Source organism: Streptomyces sp. NPDC060028 (assembly GCF_042736725.1).
Classification (GTDB): domain Bacteria; phylum Actinomycetota; class Actinomycetes; order Streptomycetales; family Streptomycetaceae; genus Streptomyces.
Map to the genome: position 1 here is coordinate 103,786 of NZ_JBHWVJ010000001.1, position 17,010 is coordinate 120,795.

Consider the following 17,010-nt stretch of genomic DNA (forward strand, 5'->3'; position numbering starts at 1 on the left):
TTTTGACAGTGTCTGCGCGCGTTGATCGTCCGTATGCGCGCCGAGGCCCGGACCTCTCGCGAGATCCGGGCCTCGGGCGGTCCCCGTGACGGCTCAGCCGACGACGGTCCAGGTGTCGTTGCCGCTCAGCAGGGTGCTGAGGTCGCCCTTGCCGCTGCGGTCCACGGCCTTGTCCAGCTGCTCGGCCATGAGCGTGTCGTAGACCGGCCGCTCCACACTGCGCAGCACCCCGATGGGGGTGTGGTGCAGGGTGTCGGGGTCGGCCAGCCGGGACAGCGCGAACGCGGTCGTCGGGCTGGCCGTGGCGGCGTCGTGGACCAGCACCCGCGACTCGTTCTCCGGGGTGACCACGACGACCTCCAGGTCACCGGTGGCCGGATTGCGCACGACGCCCTTGGCGCCGTCCACGCCGAAGCGGATCGGCTGCCCGTGCTCCAGCCGGATCACGGCCTCCTGCGCCAGCTCGTTGTCCTTCAGGACCTCGAAGGCCCCGTCGTTGAAGATGTTGCAGTTCTGGTAGATCTCCACCAGCGCCGTGCCCTGGTGGTCGGCGGCCTGCCGCAGCACCTCGGTGAGGTGCTTGCGGTCCGAGTCCACCGTGCGGGCCACGAAGGAGGCCTCCGCGCCGAGCGCCAGCGACACCGGGTTGAAGGGCGCGTCGAGCGAGCCCATCGGCGTCGACTTGGTGATCTTGCCGACCTCGGAGGTGGGGGAGTACTGCCCCTTGGTCAGCCCGTAGATCCGGTTGTTGAACAGCAGGATCTTGAGGTTGACGTTCCGCCGCAGGGCGTGGATCAGGTGGTTCCCGCCGATGGAGAGCGCGTCGCCGTCACCGGTGACGACCCAGACCGACAGGTCCCGCCGGGAGGTGGCCAGGCCCGTGGCGATGGCCGGGGCGCGCCCGTGGATCGAGTGCATGCCGTACGTGTTCATGTAGTACGGGAAGCGTGAGGAGCAGCCGATCCCGGAGACGAAGACGATGTTCTCCTTCGCCAGCCCCAGCTCGGGCATGAAGCCCTGTACGGCGGCGAGCACGGCGTAGTCGCCGCAGCCCGGGCACCAGCGGACCTCCTGGTCGGACTTGAAGTCCTTCATGGACTGCTTGGCCGCGGCCTTCGGCACCAGCGACAGCAGCGTGGGCTCGGCTTCCGCCTCGGGCAGACTCGCGAGGTCAGTCATTGATGGCCTCCTTGAGGACCGTGGCGAGCTGTTCGGCCTTGAACGGCATTCCGTTGACCTGGTTGTACGACTGCGCGTCGACCAGGTACTTCGCCCGGATCAGGGTGGCCAGCTGCCCAAGGTTCATCTCCGGCACCACTACCTTGTCGTAACGCTTCAGAACCTCGCCGAGATTCCTCGGGAAGGGGTTCAGGTGACGCAGGTGCGCCTGCGCGATCGGCGCGCCGTCGAGGCGCAGCCGGCGTACGGCCGCGGTGATCGGGCCGTACGTCGAGCCCCAGCCGAGTACGAGGGTCCGGGCCTGGTCCGGGTCGTCCACGTCCACGTCGGGCACCTCGATGCCGTCGATCTTGGCCTGGCGGGTGCGGACCATGAAGTCGTGGTTGGCCGGGTCGTAGGAGATGTTGCCCGTGCCGTCCTGCTTCTCGATGCCGCCGATACGGTGCTCCAGGCCCGGCGTGCCCGGAACCGCCCAGGGGCGGGCCAGGGTCTGCGGGTCGCGCTTGTACGGCCAGAAGACCTCGGTGCCGTCCGCGAGCTCGTGGTTCGCGGCGGTGGCGAACGGAACCTTGAGGTCCGGCAGGTCCGCGACGTCCGGGATCCGCCAGGGCTCGGAGCCGTTGGCGAGGTACCCGTCGGACAGCAGGAACACCGGGGTCCGGTAGGTCAGCGCGATCCGGGCCGCGTCGAGCGCGGCGTCGAAGCAGTCCGCCGGGGTCCGCGGGGCCACGATCGGGACCGGCGCCTCGCCGTTGCGCCCGTACATCGCCTGGAGCAGGTCGGCCTGCTCGGTCTTGGTCGGCAGGCCGGTGGAGGGGCCGCCGCGCTGGATGTCCACGATGAGCAGCGGCAGCTCCAGCGACACCGCCAGGCCGATCGTCTCGGACTTGAGCGCCACACCGGGGCCGGAGGTGGTGGTCACGCCGAGCGCGCCGCCGAAGGCCGCGCCCAGCGCCGCGCCGATGCCGGCGATCTCGTCCTCGGCCTGGAAGGTCCGTACGCCGAAGTTCTTGTGCTTGCTCAGCTCGTGCAGGATGTCCGAGGCCGGGGTGATGGGGTACGAGCCCAGGTAGATCGGCAGATCGGCCTGCCGGCCCGCCGCGATCAGGCCGTAGGAGAGGGCCAGGTTCCCGGAGATGTTGCGGTAGGTGCCGGTCGGGAAGGACGAGGTGGCCGGGGCCACCTCGTAGGAGACGGCGAAGTCCTCGGTGGTCTCGCCGAAGTTCCAGCCGGCCCGGAAGGCGGCGACGTTCGCCTCGGCGATCTCGGGCTTCTTCGCGAACTTCTGCCGCAGGAAGCTCTCGGTGCCCTCGGTGGGGCGGTGGTACATCCAGGACAGCAGCCCCAGGGCGAACATGTTCTTGCTGCGCTCGGCCTCCTTGCGGGGGAGCCCGAAGTCCTTCAGCGCCTCCACGGTGAGCGTGGTCAGCGGCACCGGGTGGAGGTTGTACGCCGCCAGGGTGCCGTCCTCCAGCGGCGAGGTCTCGTAGCCGACCTTGGCCATCGGGCGCTTGGTGAACTCATCGGTGTTGACGATGATCTCCGCGCCGCGCGGCACGTCACCGAGGTTCGCCTTGAGCGCCGCCGGATTCATGGCCACCAAGACGTTCGGGGCGTCGCCCGGCGTCAGGATGTCGTGGTCGGCGAAGTGCAGCTGGAACGAGGAGACGCCCGGCAGGGTGCCGGCGGGCGCCCGGATCTCGGCGGGGAAGTTCGGGAGCGTCGAGAGGTCGTTACCGAACGAAGCCGTTTCCGAGGTGAAGCGGTCACCGGTGAGCTGCATGCCGTCACCCGAGTCACCCGCGAAGCGGATGATCACCCGGTCGAGGCGGCGCACTTCCTTGCCACCCGGACCCGGGGGCGTCCGCTGCTCGCCGACCACGGTCCCTTCGGCCCCGTCGGATTGCTCGGCTGGGCTACTGACCTGGCTGGTCACTGAACTGGACCTCCTTCGAGGCGTGAGCCGCTCCCAAGGCCAACCCTACGTCGGAAGGTTTTCCTTCCCTGGGGCGCTCATATTCTGGACCGTCCTCTGAGACGGTCTGTCCGAGAGATGTCGTGCCGTGCGCAAAACATTCCGAGCCCAGGTGCCGACCGGACGCAGATCCCCGCGTGACGCGGGGGGCTGCATCCGGCCATACCTGACAGAGTGTCAGTTGATCAAGACCTTAGATAGGTGAGGACGGCCAGCACGCGCCGGTGATCCCCGTCACTCGGCGAAAGACCGAGTTTCATGAAGATGTTGCTGACGTGCTTCTCCACCGCTCCGTCGCTGACCACCAGCTGCTTGGCCACCGCGGAATTGGTCCGGCCCTCGGCCATCAGCCCGAGCACCTCGCGCTCGCGGGGGGTCAGCCCCGCCAGCACGTCCTGCTTGCGACTGCGGCCCAGGAGCTGGGCGACGACCTCGGGATCCAGGGCGGTACCGCCCCGGGCCACGCGGACGACCGCGTCCAGGAACTCCCGCACCTCGGCCACCCGGTCCTTGAGCAGATACCCCACCCCGGTGCTGGAACCGGCCAGGAGTTCGGTGGCGTACTGCTCCTCCACGTACTGCGACAGCACGAGCACCCCTATCCCGGGGTAGTCGCGCCGCAGCCGCACCGCGGCCCGTACGCCTTCATCGGTGTGCGTCGGCGGCATCCGTACATCGGCCACCACCACGTCCGGCAGCGCATCCTCCGCCGCCAGCTCCGCCACCGTCTTGAGCAGGGCTTCCGCGTCCCCGACGCCTGCCACGACGTCATGCCCCCGGTCGGTCAGCAACCGGGTCAGGCCCTCACGCAGCAGCACTGAATCCTCGGCGATGACCACCCGCACCCTGTCTTCCACGACTTTGCCGCTCCCGCATTTGCTCGTGCCCGAATTCGCTGACTCAGCCAAGCATCCCAGCCTCAAGGCCGGATCAAGGCGGAGCCGGATCAACGAATGGGCGCGGGAGCCGTGTTTTCGGGAGCGGACGGGTGAACGGCGTGGCGCGGGAGTGTCACGCCCGCCAGGGGAGCTCGGCCGTGACGGTGGTGCCCCCGTCGGCGGGGGAGTCCACGACGAACACCCCGTCCACGGCGTCGAGCCGCTCGGCGAGCCCGGCCAGCCCACTGCCGGCCGCCGAGTCCGCCCCGCCCCGGCCGTCGTCGGCGACCTGGATCAGCAGCCGGTCGCCCGACGTCCACACGTCGACGCTCGCCGTACGGGCCCCGGCGTGCTTGCTGATGTTCTGGAGCAGCTCCGAGACGGTGAAGTACGCGATCCCCTCGATCGCCGCCGCGGGCCGCGCCGGGAGATCCACGGCCACCCGTACCGGAACGGCGCACCGCGAGGCCACCGCGGACAGCGCCGCGTCCAGCCCCCGGTCGGTCAGCACCGCCGGGTGGATCCCGCGGGCCAGGTCGCGCAGCTCCTGAAGGGCGATCTTCACCTCCCCGTGGGCCTCGTCGACCATCCGCGCGGCGGCCTTCGGGTCCTCGGTCAGCTTCTCCCTGGCCAGCCCCAGATCCATGGCCAGCGCCACCAGCCGGGCCTGCGCCCCGTCGTGCAGGTCCCGCTCGATGCGGCGCAGGTCGGCGGCGGCGGTGTCGACGACCACGCCCCGGTCGGACTCCAGCTCGCTGACGCGGTACGCGAGCCGGGACGGCCCGAGCAGCCCGGCGATCAGGACCCGGTCGGCGGTGGTGAGCGCCCGGACCACCCACGGGGTGGCGAGCGTCAGCGCGAGCCCGAGGAGGCAGGTCAGCGTGATCTCCACGGGCGAGTCCAGGAAGTACGCGTGGCCCTCGTTCTGGAAGAGCTGCAGCCCGGGCTGGTCCGTGAAGGCGGGGAAGACCCAGAACCAGAGCGGATACAGGAGGCACGCCCACCCGTACGCCCAGAACACCAGCGCCACGCAGAAGCTGGTCACCGCCCAAGGGAAGTGGACCACCGAGTACAGCACGTGCCGCCAGGCGCTGCCGCTCTTGAGCAGCGCCCCCATCGCGGCGAGCGCCCCGCTCTTCTTCGCCCGGATCGGCTCGGGCTCGGCGATGTCGACGCGCAGCAGCCCGCGCACACGCGCCCGCTCCAGCCGCCCGAACCCCCGGCACATGGCGAGGACTCCGGCGAGGACCGGCACCCCGAGGAAGGTGACCAGCAGGCCCGCGCCGAGGCTGACGCCGGTGATGGCGAGGGAGAAGTACACGGTGCTGAGCGGCAGTCCGAGCATCAGATACCCGAACTCCCGCCAGGCCCGCCCCTCGACGGGGGCGCGCAACACCCTGCCGATGCCGCTGCCCGTACGCGTGCTGCCGACCATGATCTGGACCCGCCCTTCCGTCATCCCTCTACCCCTCCACCCTGCCGCCCGCCCCCGCCCCGATCCATGCGGCACGTCGGCCTCTCGGAGGTGGGGTTAACCCCACCCACCCCGCCGGGAGCCAGACGGCCTCAGCCGAAAAATCCAGCCCCGCCGGCGTTTGAGGCGCGGGGTCTGGGGCGGAGCCCTATGTCTTGGAGCCGCGCCCACCCGCCCCCGGACACACGGCGGGACCCCCGCCCAACCCTGGACGGGAGCCCCGCTCGACCGACACTTCAGCCCCGCACGGGCCCCCGCACAGGGACCCGGTCGCGCCACGGCAACTCGGCCGTCACCGTGGTCCCGCCCCCCTCGGGGGAATCCACCACGAACACCCCGTCGACGGACCCGAGCCGTTCCCCCAACCCCGCGAGCCCGCTCCCGGCCGACGTGTCCGCCCCGCCCCGCCCGTCGTCCGACACCCGGATCAACAGCCGCGGCCCCGACCGCCACACCTCCACCGCGGCCATCCGCGCCCGGGCGTGCTTGCTCACGTTCTGCAGCAGCTCCGACACCACGAAGTACGCGATCCCCTCGATCGCCTCCGCCGGCCGCGCCGGCAGGTCCACCGACACCTTCACCGGGGCCAGGCACCGCGACGCCACCGACGACAGCGCCGCGTCCAGCCCCCGGTCGGTCAGCACCGCCGGGTGGATCCCCCGCGCCAGGTCCCGCAGCTCCTGCAGCGCCAGCTTCACCTCACCGTGCGCCTCGTCCACCATCGCCGCCGCCCCCTCGGGGTCCTCCAGCAGCTTCTCCTTCGCCAGGCCCAGCCCCATGGCCAGCGCCACCAGCCGCGCCTGTGCCCCGTCGTGGAGGTCCCGCTCGATGCGCCGCAGGTCGGCCGCCGCCGTGTCGACCACCACCCCGCGGTCGGACTCCAGCTCGGCGATGCGCCGCTCCAGCTCGTCCGACGGAGACAGCAGGCCCCGTACCATCGCCCGGTCCGCATTGGTCAGCACCCGCGCCACGTACGGCAGCACCGGCCACAGCACGAACAGCCCGACCAGCGTCACGCCGAAGGTCAGCACCCCCCACGGCAGCCGCACCAGGTCGTACAGCACGGTCCGCCACGCCACCGGGTCCTTCAGGGCGGTCCACAGCCAGGGGAAGAAGCCGCCCGTCCGCCGCGGGCCGGGGATCGGCGTCGGCTCCTCCACCCGTACGCCGAGCAGCAGGCGGGCCCGCGCCCGTTCCAGACGTCCCAACTGGCGAGACAGGAACAGGCCACATGCGAGCAGCGGAAGACCGATCGCGGTGACCGAAAGGCCGCCGGCGATCGACACCATGCCGATCGTGTAAACAAACCCGACGAGAGTCACTGGGAGATTGCTCAAGAGATGAGCGATCTCCTTCCAGGTCACGGCACTCAGAGCGGCGCGTACGGGAGGGGGCCGATCGTCGCCGACGGCCTGACTGGCTTGAATGCTCGCGGTCATGCCCCCCAGCCTGCCAATTTCGCCACGCCGATGCCATGGGGTGGTCAGGTCGAGGTAAACGGGGGATAACCCCACCCCGCGGGGCCCAGGCCCTAGACTCCCGTCCGTACCAGATCACCCTGATCGTCGACAGTGGCCGAGAAGCGAGGAACGGACGTGCCCGACCCAACGGTATCGACCGTATCCGTGCTCGCCGCGGACTACTTCCGGAGTTATTCGGTCGTCGGCCTCCTGGCCGTCCTCGGTGTGCTCTTCGTGGCCGTGGCCTTCAGCGCGAACCGCCTGCTGCGCCCCTCGGTTCCGACCCCCGAGAAGCTCCTGACGTACGAGTGCGGCGTGGACCCGGTCGGCGAGGGCTGGGCGCACACCCAGGTCCGCTACTACGTCTACGCCTTCCTCTACGTCATCTTCGCCGTCGACTCGATCTTCCTGTTCCCGTGGGCGACGGTGTTCGCCGCCGCCGGTTACGGCGCCACGACGCTGGTGGAGATGTTCATCTTCCTGGGCTTCCTGGCCGTCGGCCTGCTCTATGCGTACAAGAAGGGCGTCCTCGAATGGACGTGACACCGGCCGTGCCACAGACCGAGGGCGTGCTGCTCCCGGAGCCGAAGAGGCTGGGAGTGCTCTCCCGCCTCGCCCCCGAGCCGATGAAGGTGGTCCTCAACTGGGGCCGCCGCTACAGCCTGTGGGTCTTCAACTTCGGCCTCGCCTGCTGCGCGATCGAGTTCATCGCCGCGTCAATGGCGCGCCACGACTTCATCCGCCTGGGTGTCATCCCCTTCGCGCCGGGACCCCGCCAGGCGGACCTCATGATCGTCTCGGGCACGGTGACGGACAAGATGGCCCCGGCCGTCAAGCGCCTGTACGAGCAGATGCCCGAGCCGAAGTACGTCATCTCCTTCGGCGCGTGCTCCAACTGCGGCGGCCCGTACTGGGACTCGTACTCGGTGACGAAGGGCGTCGACCAGATCATCCCCGTCGACGTGTACGTCCCCGGCTGCCCGCCGCGCCCGGAGGCGCTGCTCCAGGGCATCCTCAAGCTCCAGGAGAAGATCGCCCGGGAGTCCCTGGCGGAGCGCTACGCGACGGCGCCCGCTTCCCCGGCTCAGCTGACGAGCGCCCTGGTGACCCCTCCGCCCACCCCGGGGGCAGGCGCGTGAACCTCTACGACTCCCTCCCGGACGGCGCCCCGACCGTCTTCGGCGCCGAAGCCGTCGGCTCCTTCGCCTACGACGTCCTCACCGTCGACGTGCCCGTCGGAAGCTGGATCCCGTCACTGGAGATCGCCCGGGACAAGCTGGGCTGCACGTACTTCGACTGGCTGAGCGCGGTGGACGAGCCGGGCACCGGTTTCCGTGTCTGCGCGCACGTCGTGTCCCTCGAAAACCACCGTGTACGCCGCCTGCTCCTGCGGACGACGGTCCCGCACTCGGCGCCTTCGCTGCCCTCCGCCGTCTCGATCTACGCGGGCGCGGAATGGCACGAGCGCGAGACCTTCGAGATGTTCGGGGTCGTCTTCTCCGAGCACCCGAACCTCGTTCCCCTCCTCCTCCCGGAGAACTTCGAGGGCCACCCGCTGCGCAAGGACTTCGTGCTCGCGGCGCGCGTCGCCAAGTCCTGGCCGGGCGCCAAGGAGCCCGGCGAGGGCGCCGACCCCGAGGGCCCCAAGCGCCGCCAGATGCTTCCGCCGGGCGTCCCGGACCCGAACGACTGGGGCCCGATGAAGGGCCAGCTCCCGCCGGCCCCCGCCCGCCCGGCCCGCACTCCCCGCGCAGCCGGAGCCGCCGCCCCGGCCCGCCGCCCCCGCACCGCCCCCGCGGCCGGGGACGCGGCCGGGGACGCCCCGGCGGAGCCGACCCAGGCCGCCCCGGGCCCGCAGGGCGAGACCCCGCCCCGCCCGCCCCGGCGCACCCGCTCGGTAGCCGACGGCTCCGCGAGCCAGGCGACCCCGGCCGCGCCGGCGGAGCCGACCCCGGCCGCCCCCGGCCCGGAGGGCGAGGCCGACGCGGTCAAGCCCGAGCCGCAGGCTCCCCGCCGCCCGGCCCCCCGCAGCGCGGACGCGCCCTGGCACGACCCGAAGCCCGCCTTCGAGGACCCGGAGCCCCCGGCCGAACCCGAGACCACCGACCCGAACCCGAACCCGAACACCGACAACGGAGGCGACGCGTGAACGACGTCCTCGACGTCGCCCTGCGGCTGATCGTCGTCTTCGCCGTCTTCCTCGTGCTCCCGCTCGTCATCGGGCAGACCGAGCACAAGGTGATGGCCCACATGCAGGGCCGCCTCGGCCCCATGTACGCCGGAGGCTTCCACGGCTGGGCCCAGCTCGTCGCCGACGGGGTCAAGTTCGCGCAGAAGGAAGACATCGTCCCGGCCAACGCCGACCGGCGGATCTTCCAGCTCGCCCCCGCCGTCGCGCTGCTCCCCTACCTCCTCGTCCTCCTCGTGATCCCGCTCGGCCCGAGCACCGGCGCGGTCGGCCAGGTCATCGACGCGGGCCTCTTCTTCGCGCTCGCGGTCATGGGCGTCGGAGTCCTCGGCTCGCTCATGGCCGGCTGGGCCTCGGCCAACAAGTTCTCCCTGCTCGGAGGCCTGCGCACCGCCGCGCAGCTGCTCGCCTACGAACTCCCCATGCTCCTCGCGGCCGCCTCGGTCGCCATGGCCGCCGGGACCGTCTCCCTCCCCGGGATCGTCGAGGCCTTCGAGTGGTGGTGGCTGCCCTGGCAGATCATCGGCGCCCTCGTCTTCTTCACCGCCGGCCTCGCCGAACTCCAGCGGCCCCCCTTCGACATGCCCGTCGCCGACTCCGAGATCATCTTCGGCGCGTACACCGAGTACACCGGCCTGCGCTTCGCGCTGTTCCTGCTCGCCGAGTACGCCGGCATCGTCGTCCTGTGCGGTCTCACCACCGTCCTCTTCCTCGGCGGCTGGCACGGTCCCTTCGGCGGTGACGGCCTCGGCTGGGTCTGGACCCTGCTCAAGGTCGCCGTCCTCGCCTTCGTGGTGATCTGGCTCCGCGTGAGCTACCCGCGACTGCGCGAGGACCAGCTGCAGAAGCTCGCCTGGACCGTACTCATCCCGCTCGCGCTCGCCCAGATCGCGCTCACCGGCATCGTGAAGGTGGCGATCAACTGATGCCCATCCCCGGATCCGGCCTGGCCAAGGGCCTCGCCGTCACCCTGCGCACGATGACGAAGCGCTCGCACACCGCCCAGTACCCCGAGGTGCAGCCCGAACTCCCGCCGCGCTCGCGCGGGGTCATCGGCCTGTTCGAGGAGAACTGCACGGTCTGCATGCTGTGCGCCCGCGAGTGCCCCGACTGGTGCATCTACATCGACTCCCACAAGGAGACGCTGCCGGCCTCGACCCCCGGTGGCCGCGAGCGCAGCCGCAACGTCCTCGACCGCTTCGCCATCGACTTCGCCCTCTGTATGTACTGCGGCATCTGCATCGAGGTGTGCCCCTTCGACGCCCTCTTCTGGTCGCCGGAGTTCGAGTACGCGGAGACCGACATCCACGAGCTCACCCACGAGCGCGACAAGCTCCGCGAGTGGATGTGGACCGTCCCGGCCCCGCCCGCCCTGGACCCCGCCGCCGAGGAGCCCAAGGAACTCGTCGCCGCCCGCAAGGCGGTGGAGAAGGCCGAGGCAGCCGCCGCGGCCGCGGCCGCCGCCGCCGAGGCCGAGGGGGCCGCGGACACGCCGGACTCACCCGGCCCGTCAGCCGACGACACCCCCGACACCCCGGCGGGAGGCACCGCCTGATGTACGCCGCCCACCTCGCCGCGGCCACCGCGGCCACCGGCGCCGGCTCCGGCCCCGTCCCCGGCTTCCTCTCCCCGACGGGCGTCGAGATCGCCTTCGTCCTCGTCGGCCTCGCCACCCTCGGCGCGGCAGCCGTCACCGTCACCACCAAGCAGCTGGTGCACGCCGCCCTGTGGCTGGTCGTCGCGCTCGGCGGCATCGCCGTCGAGTACCTGCTGCTGACCGCCGAGTTCATCGCCTGGGTCCAGGTACTGATCTACCTCGGTTCCGTGGTCGTCCTCCTCCTCTTCGGTCTGATGCTCACCAAGGCCCCCATCGGCCGCTCCCCGGACGCCGACTCCAACAACCGCTGGGTCGCGCTCGGTATCGCCGCCGTCGCGGCCGCCGCGCTCGTCTGGGTGGTCGTGGACGCCTTCCGCACCACCTGGATCGACCTCGACGGCCCCGCCCAGGGCTCCACCCAGGTGTCCGGCGAGATCCTCTTCCGGCACTGGGTACTGCCCTTCGAGGCGCTCTCCGTCCTCCTCCTCGCTGCCCTGATCGGCGCCATCGTGCTGTCCCGCAGGAACGACCCCGCGGACCCGGCCGACGCCACCGGCTCCACCACCGCCGGCACCACCGCAGGCACCGGCGACAAGAAGGGGCAGCGCTGATGCACCTCGCCTACCCCGCCGTGCTGGCGGCGCTCCTCTTCTGCACGGGCCTGTACGGAGTACTCGCCCGCCGCAACGCCATCCTGGTCCTGATGTCCGTCGAGCTGATGCTCAACGCCGTCAACCTCAACCTGGTGGCCTTCGACGTCTGGCTGCGCGACGCCCTGCACGCCGGCCAGGCCCTCACCCTCTTCACCATCGCCATCGCCGCCGCCGAGATCGGCATCGGTCTCGCGATCGTGCTGATGGTGTACCGCAACCGAGGCACCGCGGACGTCGACCACCTGCGCGACACCGCCGAGGGCCACGAGCCGGACAGCGCGACTGGAGCCGCCGCGTGAGCACCCCGACCCTCGCCGTCCTCGTCCCCCTCCTCCCCTTCCTGGGCGCGGTGGCGGGACTCCTCTTCGGCCGCAGCGCGCCCGGCTTCGTCCGGCCGCTCGCCGTGCTGCCGACGCTGGCCGCCGCCGTCCTGGCGGTGCTCGTCGCCTTCCGCCAAGGCGGCGGCAAGGCGATCGAGACCGCGACCGAGCTGACCCCGACCGGCTCGGTGCCGATCGAGCTCTCGCTGTACCTGGACGGCTTCGCCGTGCTGGTGGCCGTCCTGGTCGGGGTCGTCGCCACCTGCGTACAGCTCTACTCGACCGCGTACCTGCGCGAGGACCCGCGCTATCCGTCGTACGCCGCTCTCGTCTCACTGTTCACCTCCGCCATGCTGCTCGTCGTCTACTCCGGCGACCTCATGGTGCTGCTGGTCGGCTGGGAAGTCATGGGCATCTGCTCGTACTTCCTGGTCGGGCACTACTGGGAGACCGAGGCGGCCCGCTCCGCCTCCCTGAAGGCCTTCCTCGTCACCAAGCTCGGTGACGTCCCCTTCCTGATCGGCCTGTTCGCGCTCGCCGCCGACGCCGACTCCTTCCAGATCACGAAGATCCTGGGCACCGTCGCCGCGGGCGGGCTCGACCACCCGACGCTGATCGCACTGCTGCTGCTCGCCGGAGTCGCGGGCAAGTCCGCACAGTTCCCGCTGCACACCTGGCTTCCGGACGCCATGGCGGGCCCCACTCCGGTCTCCGCGCTCATCCACGCCGCGACGATGGTCGCCGCCGGTGTCTACTTCGTCGCCCGCCTCCTGCCGGTCTTCGCGGCCTCGCGGGCCGCGCTGGTGGTCATGGCCGTCATGGCGGCCGTCACGATGGTCGGCTCCGCGCTCGCCGCCCTCGCCCAGGACGACATCAAGCGCGTGCTCGCCTACTCCACGATCGGCCAGCTCGGCTACATGACCGGCGCCCTGGCCGTCGGCGACCGCTCGGCCGCCGTCTTCCACCTCCTGTCCCACGGCGCCTTCAAGGCGCTGCTGTTCCTCGGCGCGGGCGTGATCATCCACGCCGCCGGCACCAACTCCCTCGCCGCCATGTCACGCATGGACGGCCTGGCGAGGCGCATCCCCGACGCCTTCTGGACGATGACGATCGCGCTGCTCGCGCTCGCCGCCATCCCGCCCTTCGCCGGCTTCTTCTCCAAGGAAGCCGTCCTCGTCGCCGCCGAGCACACCGCCACCGGCCACTCGGAGTTCGCCCCGAGCACCGCCGGCTGGGTGGTGCTCGTCGCCGGCGTGCTGACCGCCCTGCTCACCGCCGCCTACGCCACCCGGCTGTGGCTGATGGCCTTCCGCGGCCGGGGCGCCGCCGCCCCCGACCACGGCAAGGAGCCCGTCGCCATGACCGGCGTGCTGTGGCTGCTGGCGATCCCGTCGGTCGGCTTCGGTCTCACCGTGGGCCCCCTCGCCGACTGGTTCGACGGCAAGGAGCTCACCCCGACGGTGACCACCTCGGTCCTCGGCACGGGAGCCGCAGTCATCGGCGCCCTGCTCACCTACGCCCTCTGGCAGCGTGCCGTGGCCAAGGACGGAGCCGCGGCCGGGGTGCCCGTGTCGGTCGCCGCCGCGGAGTCGGCCGCCGAGACCCCCGAGGTCGCCGAGGTCACCCACGACCACCCCGCCGTCCCCGCCGGCACCGCCCCCGACCCCGGCAAGGCGCTGCTCGGCCCGCTGCACCGCCACGCGGCCGACGGCTTCCACCTCGACGCCGTCTACGACCGGCTGTTCGTCCGCCCCGTCCGGGGCGCCGCAAGCCTCGTACGCTTCCTCGACCGCGAGGTGGTGGAGACGTACGTCCGCGGCGCGGGCATCGGCCCCCGGCTGCTCGGCAGCCTCGTACGCCGCGCCCAGACCGGCAACGTGCAGAGCTACCTGAGCGCCCTGCTCGCCGGCGCCGTGGTCCTGGCGATCGCCACCGCCGTCCTCGCCAACGTCAACGCCGGATCGTGAGCCGTGAGTCAGCCGTGATTGATATCAGCCCGTCCGTGATGCAGTTCCTTCTGGCGTTCATCGTGGCCGGACCGCTCGTCGGCGCCGCCGCGGCCCTCCTGCCGGCCCCGCCCGGCCTCAAGGGCAAGAGCCCCGAACAGGCCGTGCTGCGCCACGGCGTGACCGTGACCGGAGTCATCCTCGCCGCGGCCATCGCCCTCACCCTGGGCTTCGACCACGACACCCCGTCCCGCTTCCAGGCGACGACGGACATCAGCTGGATCCAGGCGCTGAACGTCCGGATCCACCTCGGCATCGACGGCATTTCGCTCCCCCTCCTCCTGATGACCGCGCTGCTGTTCTTCCTCTGCGCGCTCTACAGCTACTTCAAGCTCCCCGCGGGCCCCTCCCCGAAGGCCTTCGTCGCGCTGCTCCTGGTCCTCGAGTCCGGCACCCTCGCGACCTTCGCCGTACTCGACCTGCTGCTGTTCTTCCTCGCCTTCGAGATGGTCCTCATCCCGATGTACTTCCTCATCGCCCGCTGGGGCGGTGCTCAGCGGCAGGCAGCCGCCTGGCGGTTCATCCTCTACACGCTCCTCGGGTCCGTCGTCATGCTGCTCGGCCTGCTGCTGATCGGGTTGAACAGCGGCACCTTCGACATGGTGGCACTCGCCTCTGACAATGGGCGCGAACTGTCCCACAGCACCCAGATCCTGGCCGTTCTGGCCATCGGGATCGGCCTCGCGGTGAAGACCCCGATGTGGCCGCTGCACAGCTGGCTGCCGGACGCCCACACCGCCGCTCCCACCGTCGGCTCCGTCCTGCTGGCGGGCGTGCTGCTCAAGATGGGCACGTACGGGTTCGTCCGCATCCTGCTCCCCGCCACCCCCGACGGCATGGCCACCTTCGCCCCCTACCTGGGCGCCTTCGCCGCCGTAGGCATCGTCTACGGGTCCCTCGCCTGCCTCGCGCTGGCGCGCAAGGGCGGCAAGGGCGACCTCAAGCGGCTCATCGCGTACTCCTCCGTCGGCCACATGGGCTTCGTGCTCCTCGGCATCGCGACCATGACCCCCACCGGCGTCAACGGCGCGCTCTTCGCCAACATCGCCCACGGCCTCATCACCGGCCTCCTCTTCTTCCTGGTCGGCGCCCTCAAGGACCGCTACGGCACCGCCGACCTCGACACCCTCGCCGGGGCCACCGGCGCAGCCCTCTACGGCCGCGCCCCGCGCTTCGGCGCGCTCCTGGCCTTCGCCGCCGTCGCCTCGCTCGGCCTGCCCGGCCTGGCCGGTTTCTGGGGCGAGATGCTGGCCCTGTTCGGCGCGTTCGACCCCGCCGAGGGCCTGTCCCGCCCGGCCTTCCTCACGTACATGGCCTTCGGCGCGTTCGGCACCCTGCTCACCGCCGCATATCTTCTGATCGTCGTACGGCGCGTGTGCATGGGAGACCCCAAGGCCGCGAGCGCCGCCCCCGCCGCCCTCGCGGACATCCAGCGCTACGAGTTCGCCGCCTGGACCCCGCTCGCCGCCCTCACCGTCCTCGCCGGCCTGTGGCCCGCGGTCCTCCTCGGCCTCACCGACCCGGCCGTCCAGAAGCTCCTCGCAGGAGGCAACTCATGACTGCCGTGACGGCCGTGACGGCCCTGGCGGTCCTCTCCGCCGAGACCCCGAGCCCCGGCCCGGCCCCGAGCCTGGTCCAGTCCGTCGACTGGCTCGCCGTGGCGCCCGTGGTCATCACCGCCGCCGTCGGCCTGGTCGTCCTGGTCGCCGACCTCTTCGTACCGCAGAAGCACAAGCCGCTCCTCGGCTGGCTCTCCGTCGCCGGCCTGGCCGCCGCGACCGCCACCCTGCTGCCCCTGCGCGCCGGTGACCGCGCCACCTTCTGCCTCACCGGGCCCGGCACCGCCGACCCGGCCGCGTGTAGCTACACCGCCGACCACTTCGCGCTCGTCGTCCAGTTCCTGGTGCTGGCCGGCGCCCTGATCACCGCCCTGCTGTCGGTCACCGCCGTCCGCGACGCGCGCATGCCGGTCGGCGAGTACTGGTTCCTGCTGCTCTCCTCCGCCGCGGGCGCGGCCCTGCTGCCCGCTTCCCGCGACCTCGCCACCCTGATCGTCGCCCTCGAAGTGGCCTCGCTGCCCGCCTTCGCCCTCGTCGGCATGCGCCGCGGCGACCGGCTCTCCTCCGAGGCCGCCCTCAAGTTCTTCCTCTCCTCGGTCACCGCCACCGCGGTCTCCCTGCTCGGCGTCAGCTTCGTCTACGCCGCCACCGGCTCCCTGCACCTCAGCCAGGTCGCCGACCGGCTGGAGAACGTCCCCGGGCAGCTCGACACCCTCGCCATGGCCGGCGTCGCGCTCACCCTCGTCGGCTTCGCCTTCAAGACCGCGGCCGTCCCCTTCCACTTCTGGGTCCCCGACACCTACGTGGGCGCCCCGCTGCCCATCGCCGGCTACCTCTCGGTGATCGGCAAGGCCGTCGGCTTCACCGGCCTCGTCCTCGTCACCGTGATCGCGTTCCCGGCGTACTCCGACGTCTGGGGCCCGGCCCTGGCCGTCCTCGCCGCGCTCACCATGACGCTCGGCAACGCCGCCGCCCTGCGCCAGTCCGCGGACCGCCCGAACAGCGCCGTGCGGCTGCTCGCCTGGTCCTCCGTCGGCCAGGCCGGCTACCTGCTGGTCCCGATCGCCGCCGCCGCGTACTCCGACCGCGACCAGATCGGCTCCACCGTCGCGTACGCCCTCATGTACGCCGCCGTGAACCTCGGAGCCTTCTCCGTGGCCGCCCTGGTGGCCCGTACGAAGCCGCTGCACCGGCTCAGCGACTACCGGGGCCTGTACGCCGAGCGCCCCTTCGCCGCGCTCGCGCTGGCCTTCTTCCTGCTCTGCCTGGCCGGTCTGCCGCCGGGCATCATCGGGCTCTTCGCGAAGATCACCGTCTTCCGGGCGGCGGTCGACGCGGGCCTGGGATGGCTGGCCGTGGTCATGGCCGTGAACGTCGTCATGGCCCTCTACTACTACCTGCGCTGGACGGCGCTGCTCTTCCGCACCCCGGAGGAACCGGCGCCGCAGGAGACGCCCGTCGCCCGTACCACGGTCCCGTGGCCGGTGACGACCGCCATCGTGCTCACCGCCACGGTCGCGGTGGTGCTCTCGGGCGCCCCCCAGCTCGTCCTGCGCTTCGCGTCGGGCAGCCTGTTCCCGCAGTAACCCGTACGGAGCAATCCGTACGGAGCGACGCCCCCCGCTGCCCCGCCGCCCCCGCCCCGGGGGCGGCGGGGCAGTCGTGCCCCGGGAACCCGGCGCCCCCACCTGGCGTTGACCAGTGAGGGAGGGTCCACTGGA

15 protein-coding genes are annotated in these 17,010 nt (G+C 71.6%); 10 read left to right on the forward strand and 5 right to left on the reverse strand.

All coding sequences use genetic code 11. The features are described from left to right. Nucleotides 1-93: 93 nt before the first annotated feature. From ACFWBF_RS00520 to ACFWBF_RS00540, 5 genes are all read right to left on the reverse strand, one after another. Nucleotides 94-1,179: a 2-oxoacid:ferredoxin oxidoreductase subunit beta gene (locus ACFWBF_RS00520; RefSeq protein WP_385592866.1), complete on the reverse strand. Its 1,086-nt coding sequence runs from the start codon at nt 1,177-1,179 to the stop codon at nt 94-96. Beyond that, the gene (locus ACFWBF_RS00525; RefSeq protein ID WP_385592868.1) at nt 1,172-3,115 is read right to left on the reverse strand and encodes a 2-oxoacid:acceptor oxidoreductase subunit alpha; all 1,944 of its coding nucleotides are present in this window, start codon (nt 3,113-3,115) and stop codon (nt 1,172-1,174) included. Before ACFWBF_RS00525 ends, ACFWBF_RS00520 begins: the two co-directional genes overlap by 8 nt. Nucleotides 3,116-3,339: 224 nt before the next feature. Next, the gene (locus ACFWBF_RS00530; protein WP_361608429.1) at nt 3,340-3,999 is read right to left on the reverse strand and encodes a response regulator transcription factor; all 660 of its coding nucleotides are present in this window, start codon (nt 3,997-3,999) and stop codon (nt 3,340-3,342) included. Nucleotides 4,000-4,165: 166 nt separating this feature from the next. Continuing rightward, nucleotides 4,166-5,467 (reverse strand): sensor histidine kinase, encoded by a 1,302-nt coding sequence (locus ACFWBF_RS00535; protein WP_385593208.1) that lies wholly within the window; start codon nt 5,465-5,467, stop codon nt 4,166-4,168. A gap of 275 nt (nt 5,468-5,742) precedes the next feature. Further along, nucleotides 5,743-6,945, reverse strand: coding sequence for a sensor histidine kinase (locus ACFWBF_RS00540; RefSeq protein WP_385592871.1), 1,203 nt, complete (start codon nt 6,943-6,945; stop codon nt 5,743-5,745). A gap of 156 nt (nt 6,946-7,101) precedes the next feature. Here ACFWBF_RS00540 and ACFWBF_RS00545 point away from each other — a divergent pair, with 156 nt between their 5' ends. Genes ACFWBF_RS00545 through ACFWBF_RS00590 form a run of 10 tightly spaced genes read left to right on the forward strand, consistent with a single transcriptional unit; the run spans nt 7,102 to nt 16,875 of the window. Continuing rightward, the gene (locus ACFWBF_RS00545; RefSeq protein WP_385234697.1) at nt 7,102-7,509 is read left to right on the forward strand and encodes an NADH-quinone oxidoreductase subunit A; all 408 of its coding nucleotides are present in this window, start codon (nt 7,102-7,104) and stop codon (nt 7,507-7,509) included. Continuing rightward, nucleotides 7,500-8,105: an NADH-quinone oxidoreductase subunit B gene (locus tag ACFWBF_RS00550; RefSeq protein ID WP_385592875.1), complete on the forward strand. Its 606-nt coding sequence runs from the start codon at nt 7,500-7,502 to the stop codon at nt 8,103-8,105. The genes ACFWBF_RS00545 and ACFWBF_RS00550 overlap by 10 nt, the downstream gene beginning before the upstream one ends. Then, nucleotides 8,102-9,115, forward strand: coding sequence for an NADH-quinone oxidoreductase subunit C (locus tag ACFWBF_RS00555; RefSeq protein WP_385592880.1), 1,014 nt, complete (start codon nt 8,102-8,104; stop codon nt 9,113-9,115). Before ACFWBF_RS00550 ends, ACFWBF_RS00555 begins: the two co-directional genes overlap by 4 nt. Further along, nucleotides 9,112-10,080 (forward strand): NADH-quinone oxidoreductase subunit H, encoded by a 969-nt coding sequence (locus tag ACFWBF_RS00560; RefSeq protein ID WP_385592882.1) that lies wholly within the window; start codon nt 9,112-9,114, stop codon nt 10,078-10,080. The genes ACFWBF_RS00555 and ACFWBF_RS00560 overlap by 4 nt, the downstream gene beginning before the upstream one ends. Then, nucleotides 10,077-10,709 (forward strand): NuoI/complex I 23 kDa subunit family protein, encoded by a 633-nt coding sequence (locus tag ACFWBF_RS00565; RefSeq protein ID WP_385593211.1) that lies wholly within the window; start codon nt 10,077-10,079, stop codon nt 10,707-10,709. Before ACFWBF_RS00560 ends, ACFWBF_RS00565 begins: the two co-directional genes overlap by 4 nt. Then, a complete protein-coding gene (locus tag ACFWBF_RS00570; protein WP_385592885.1) occupies nt 10,709-11,362 on the forward strand; it encodes an NADH-quinone oxidoreductase subunit J in 654 nt (217 codons plus the stop codon). Before ACFWBF_RS00565 ends, ACFWBF_RS00570 begins: the two co-directional genes overlap by 1 nt. After that, nucleotides 11,362-11,703, forward strand: coding sequence for an NADH-quinone oxidoreductase subunit NuoK (gene nuoK, locus ACFWBF_RS00575; RefSeq protein WP_385232951.1), 342 nt, complete (start codon nt 11,362-11,364; stop codon nt 11,701-11,703). The genes ACFWBF_RS00570 and nuoK overlap by 1 nt, the downstream gene beginning before the upstream one ends. After that, nucleotides 11,700-13,691, forward strand: a complete 1,992-nt coding sequence (locus ACFWBF_RS00580) for an NADH-quinone oxidoreductase subunit L (protein ID WP_385592888.1) — start codon at nt 11,700-11,702, stop codon at nt 13,689-13,691. The genes nuoK and ACFWBF_RS00580 overlap by 4 nt, the downstream gene beginning before the upstream one ends. 38 nt (nt 13,692-13,729) lie before the next feature. Beyond that, nucleotides 13,730-15,289 (forward strand): NuoM family protein, encoded by a 1,560-nt coding sequence (locus ACFWBF_RS00585; RefSeq protein ID WP_385593214.1) that lies wholly within the window; start codon nt 13,730-13,732, stop codon nt 15,287-15,289. Beyond that, complete coding sequence (locus tag ACFWBF_RS00590; protein WP_385592890.1) at nt 15,286-16,875, forward strand: NADH-quinone oxidoreductase subunit N; 1,590 nt, start codon at nt 15,286-15,288, stop codon at nt 16,873-16,875. The genes ACFWBF_RS00585 and ACFWBF_RS00590 overlap by 4 nt, the downstream gene beginning before the upstream one ends. The last annotated feature ends 135 nt before the right edge of the window (nt 16,876-17,010 follow it).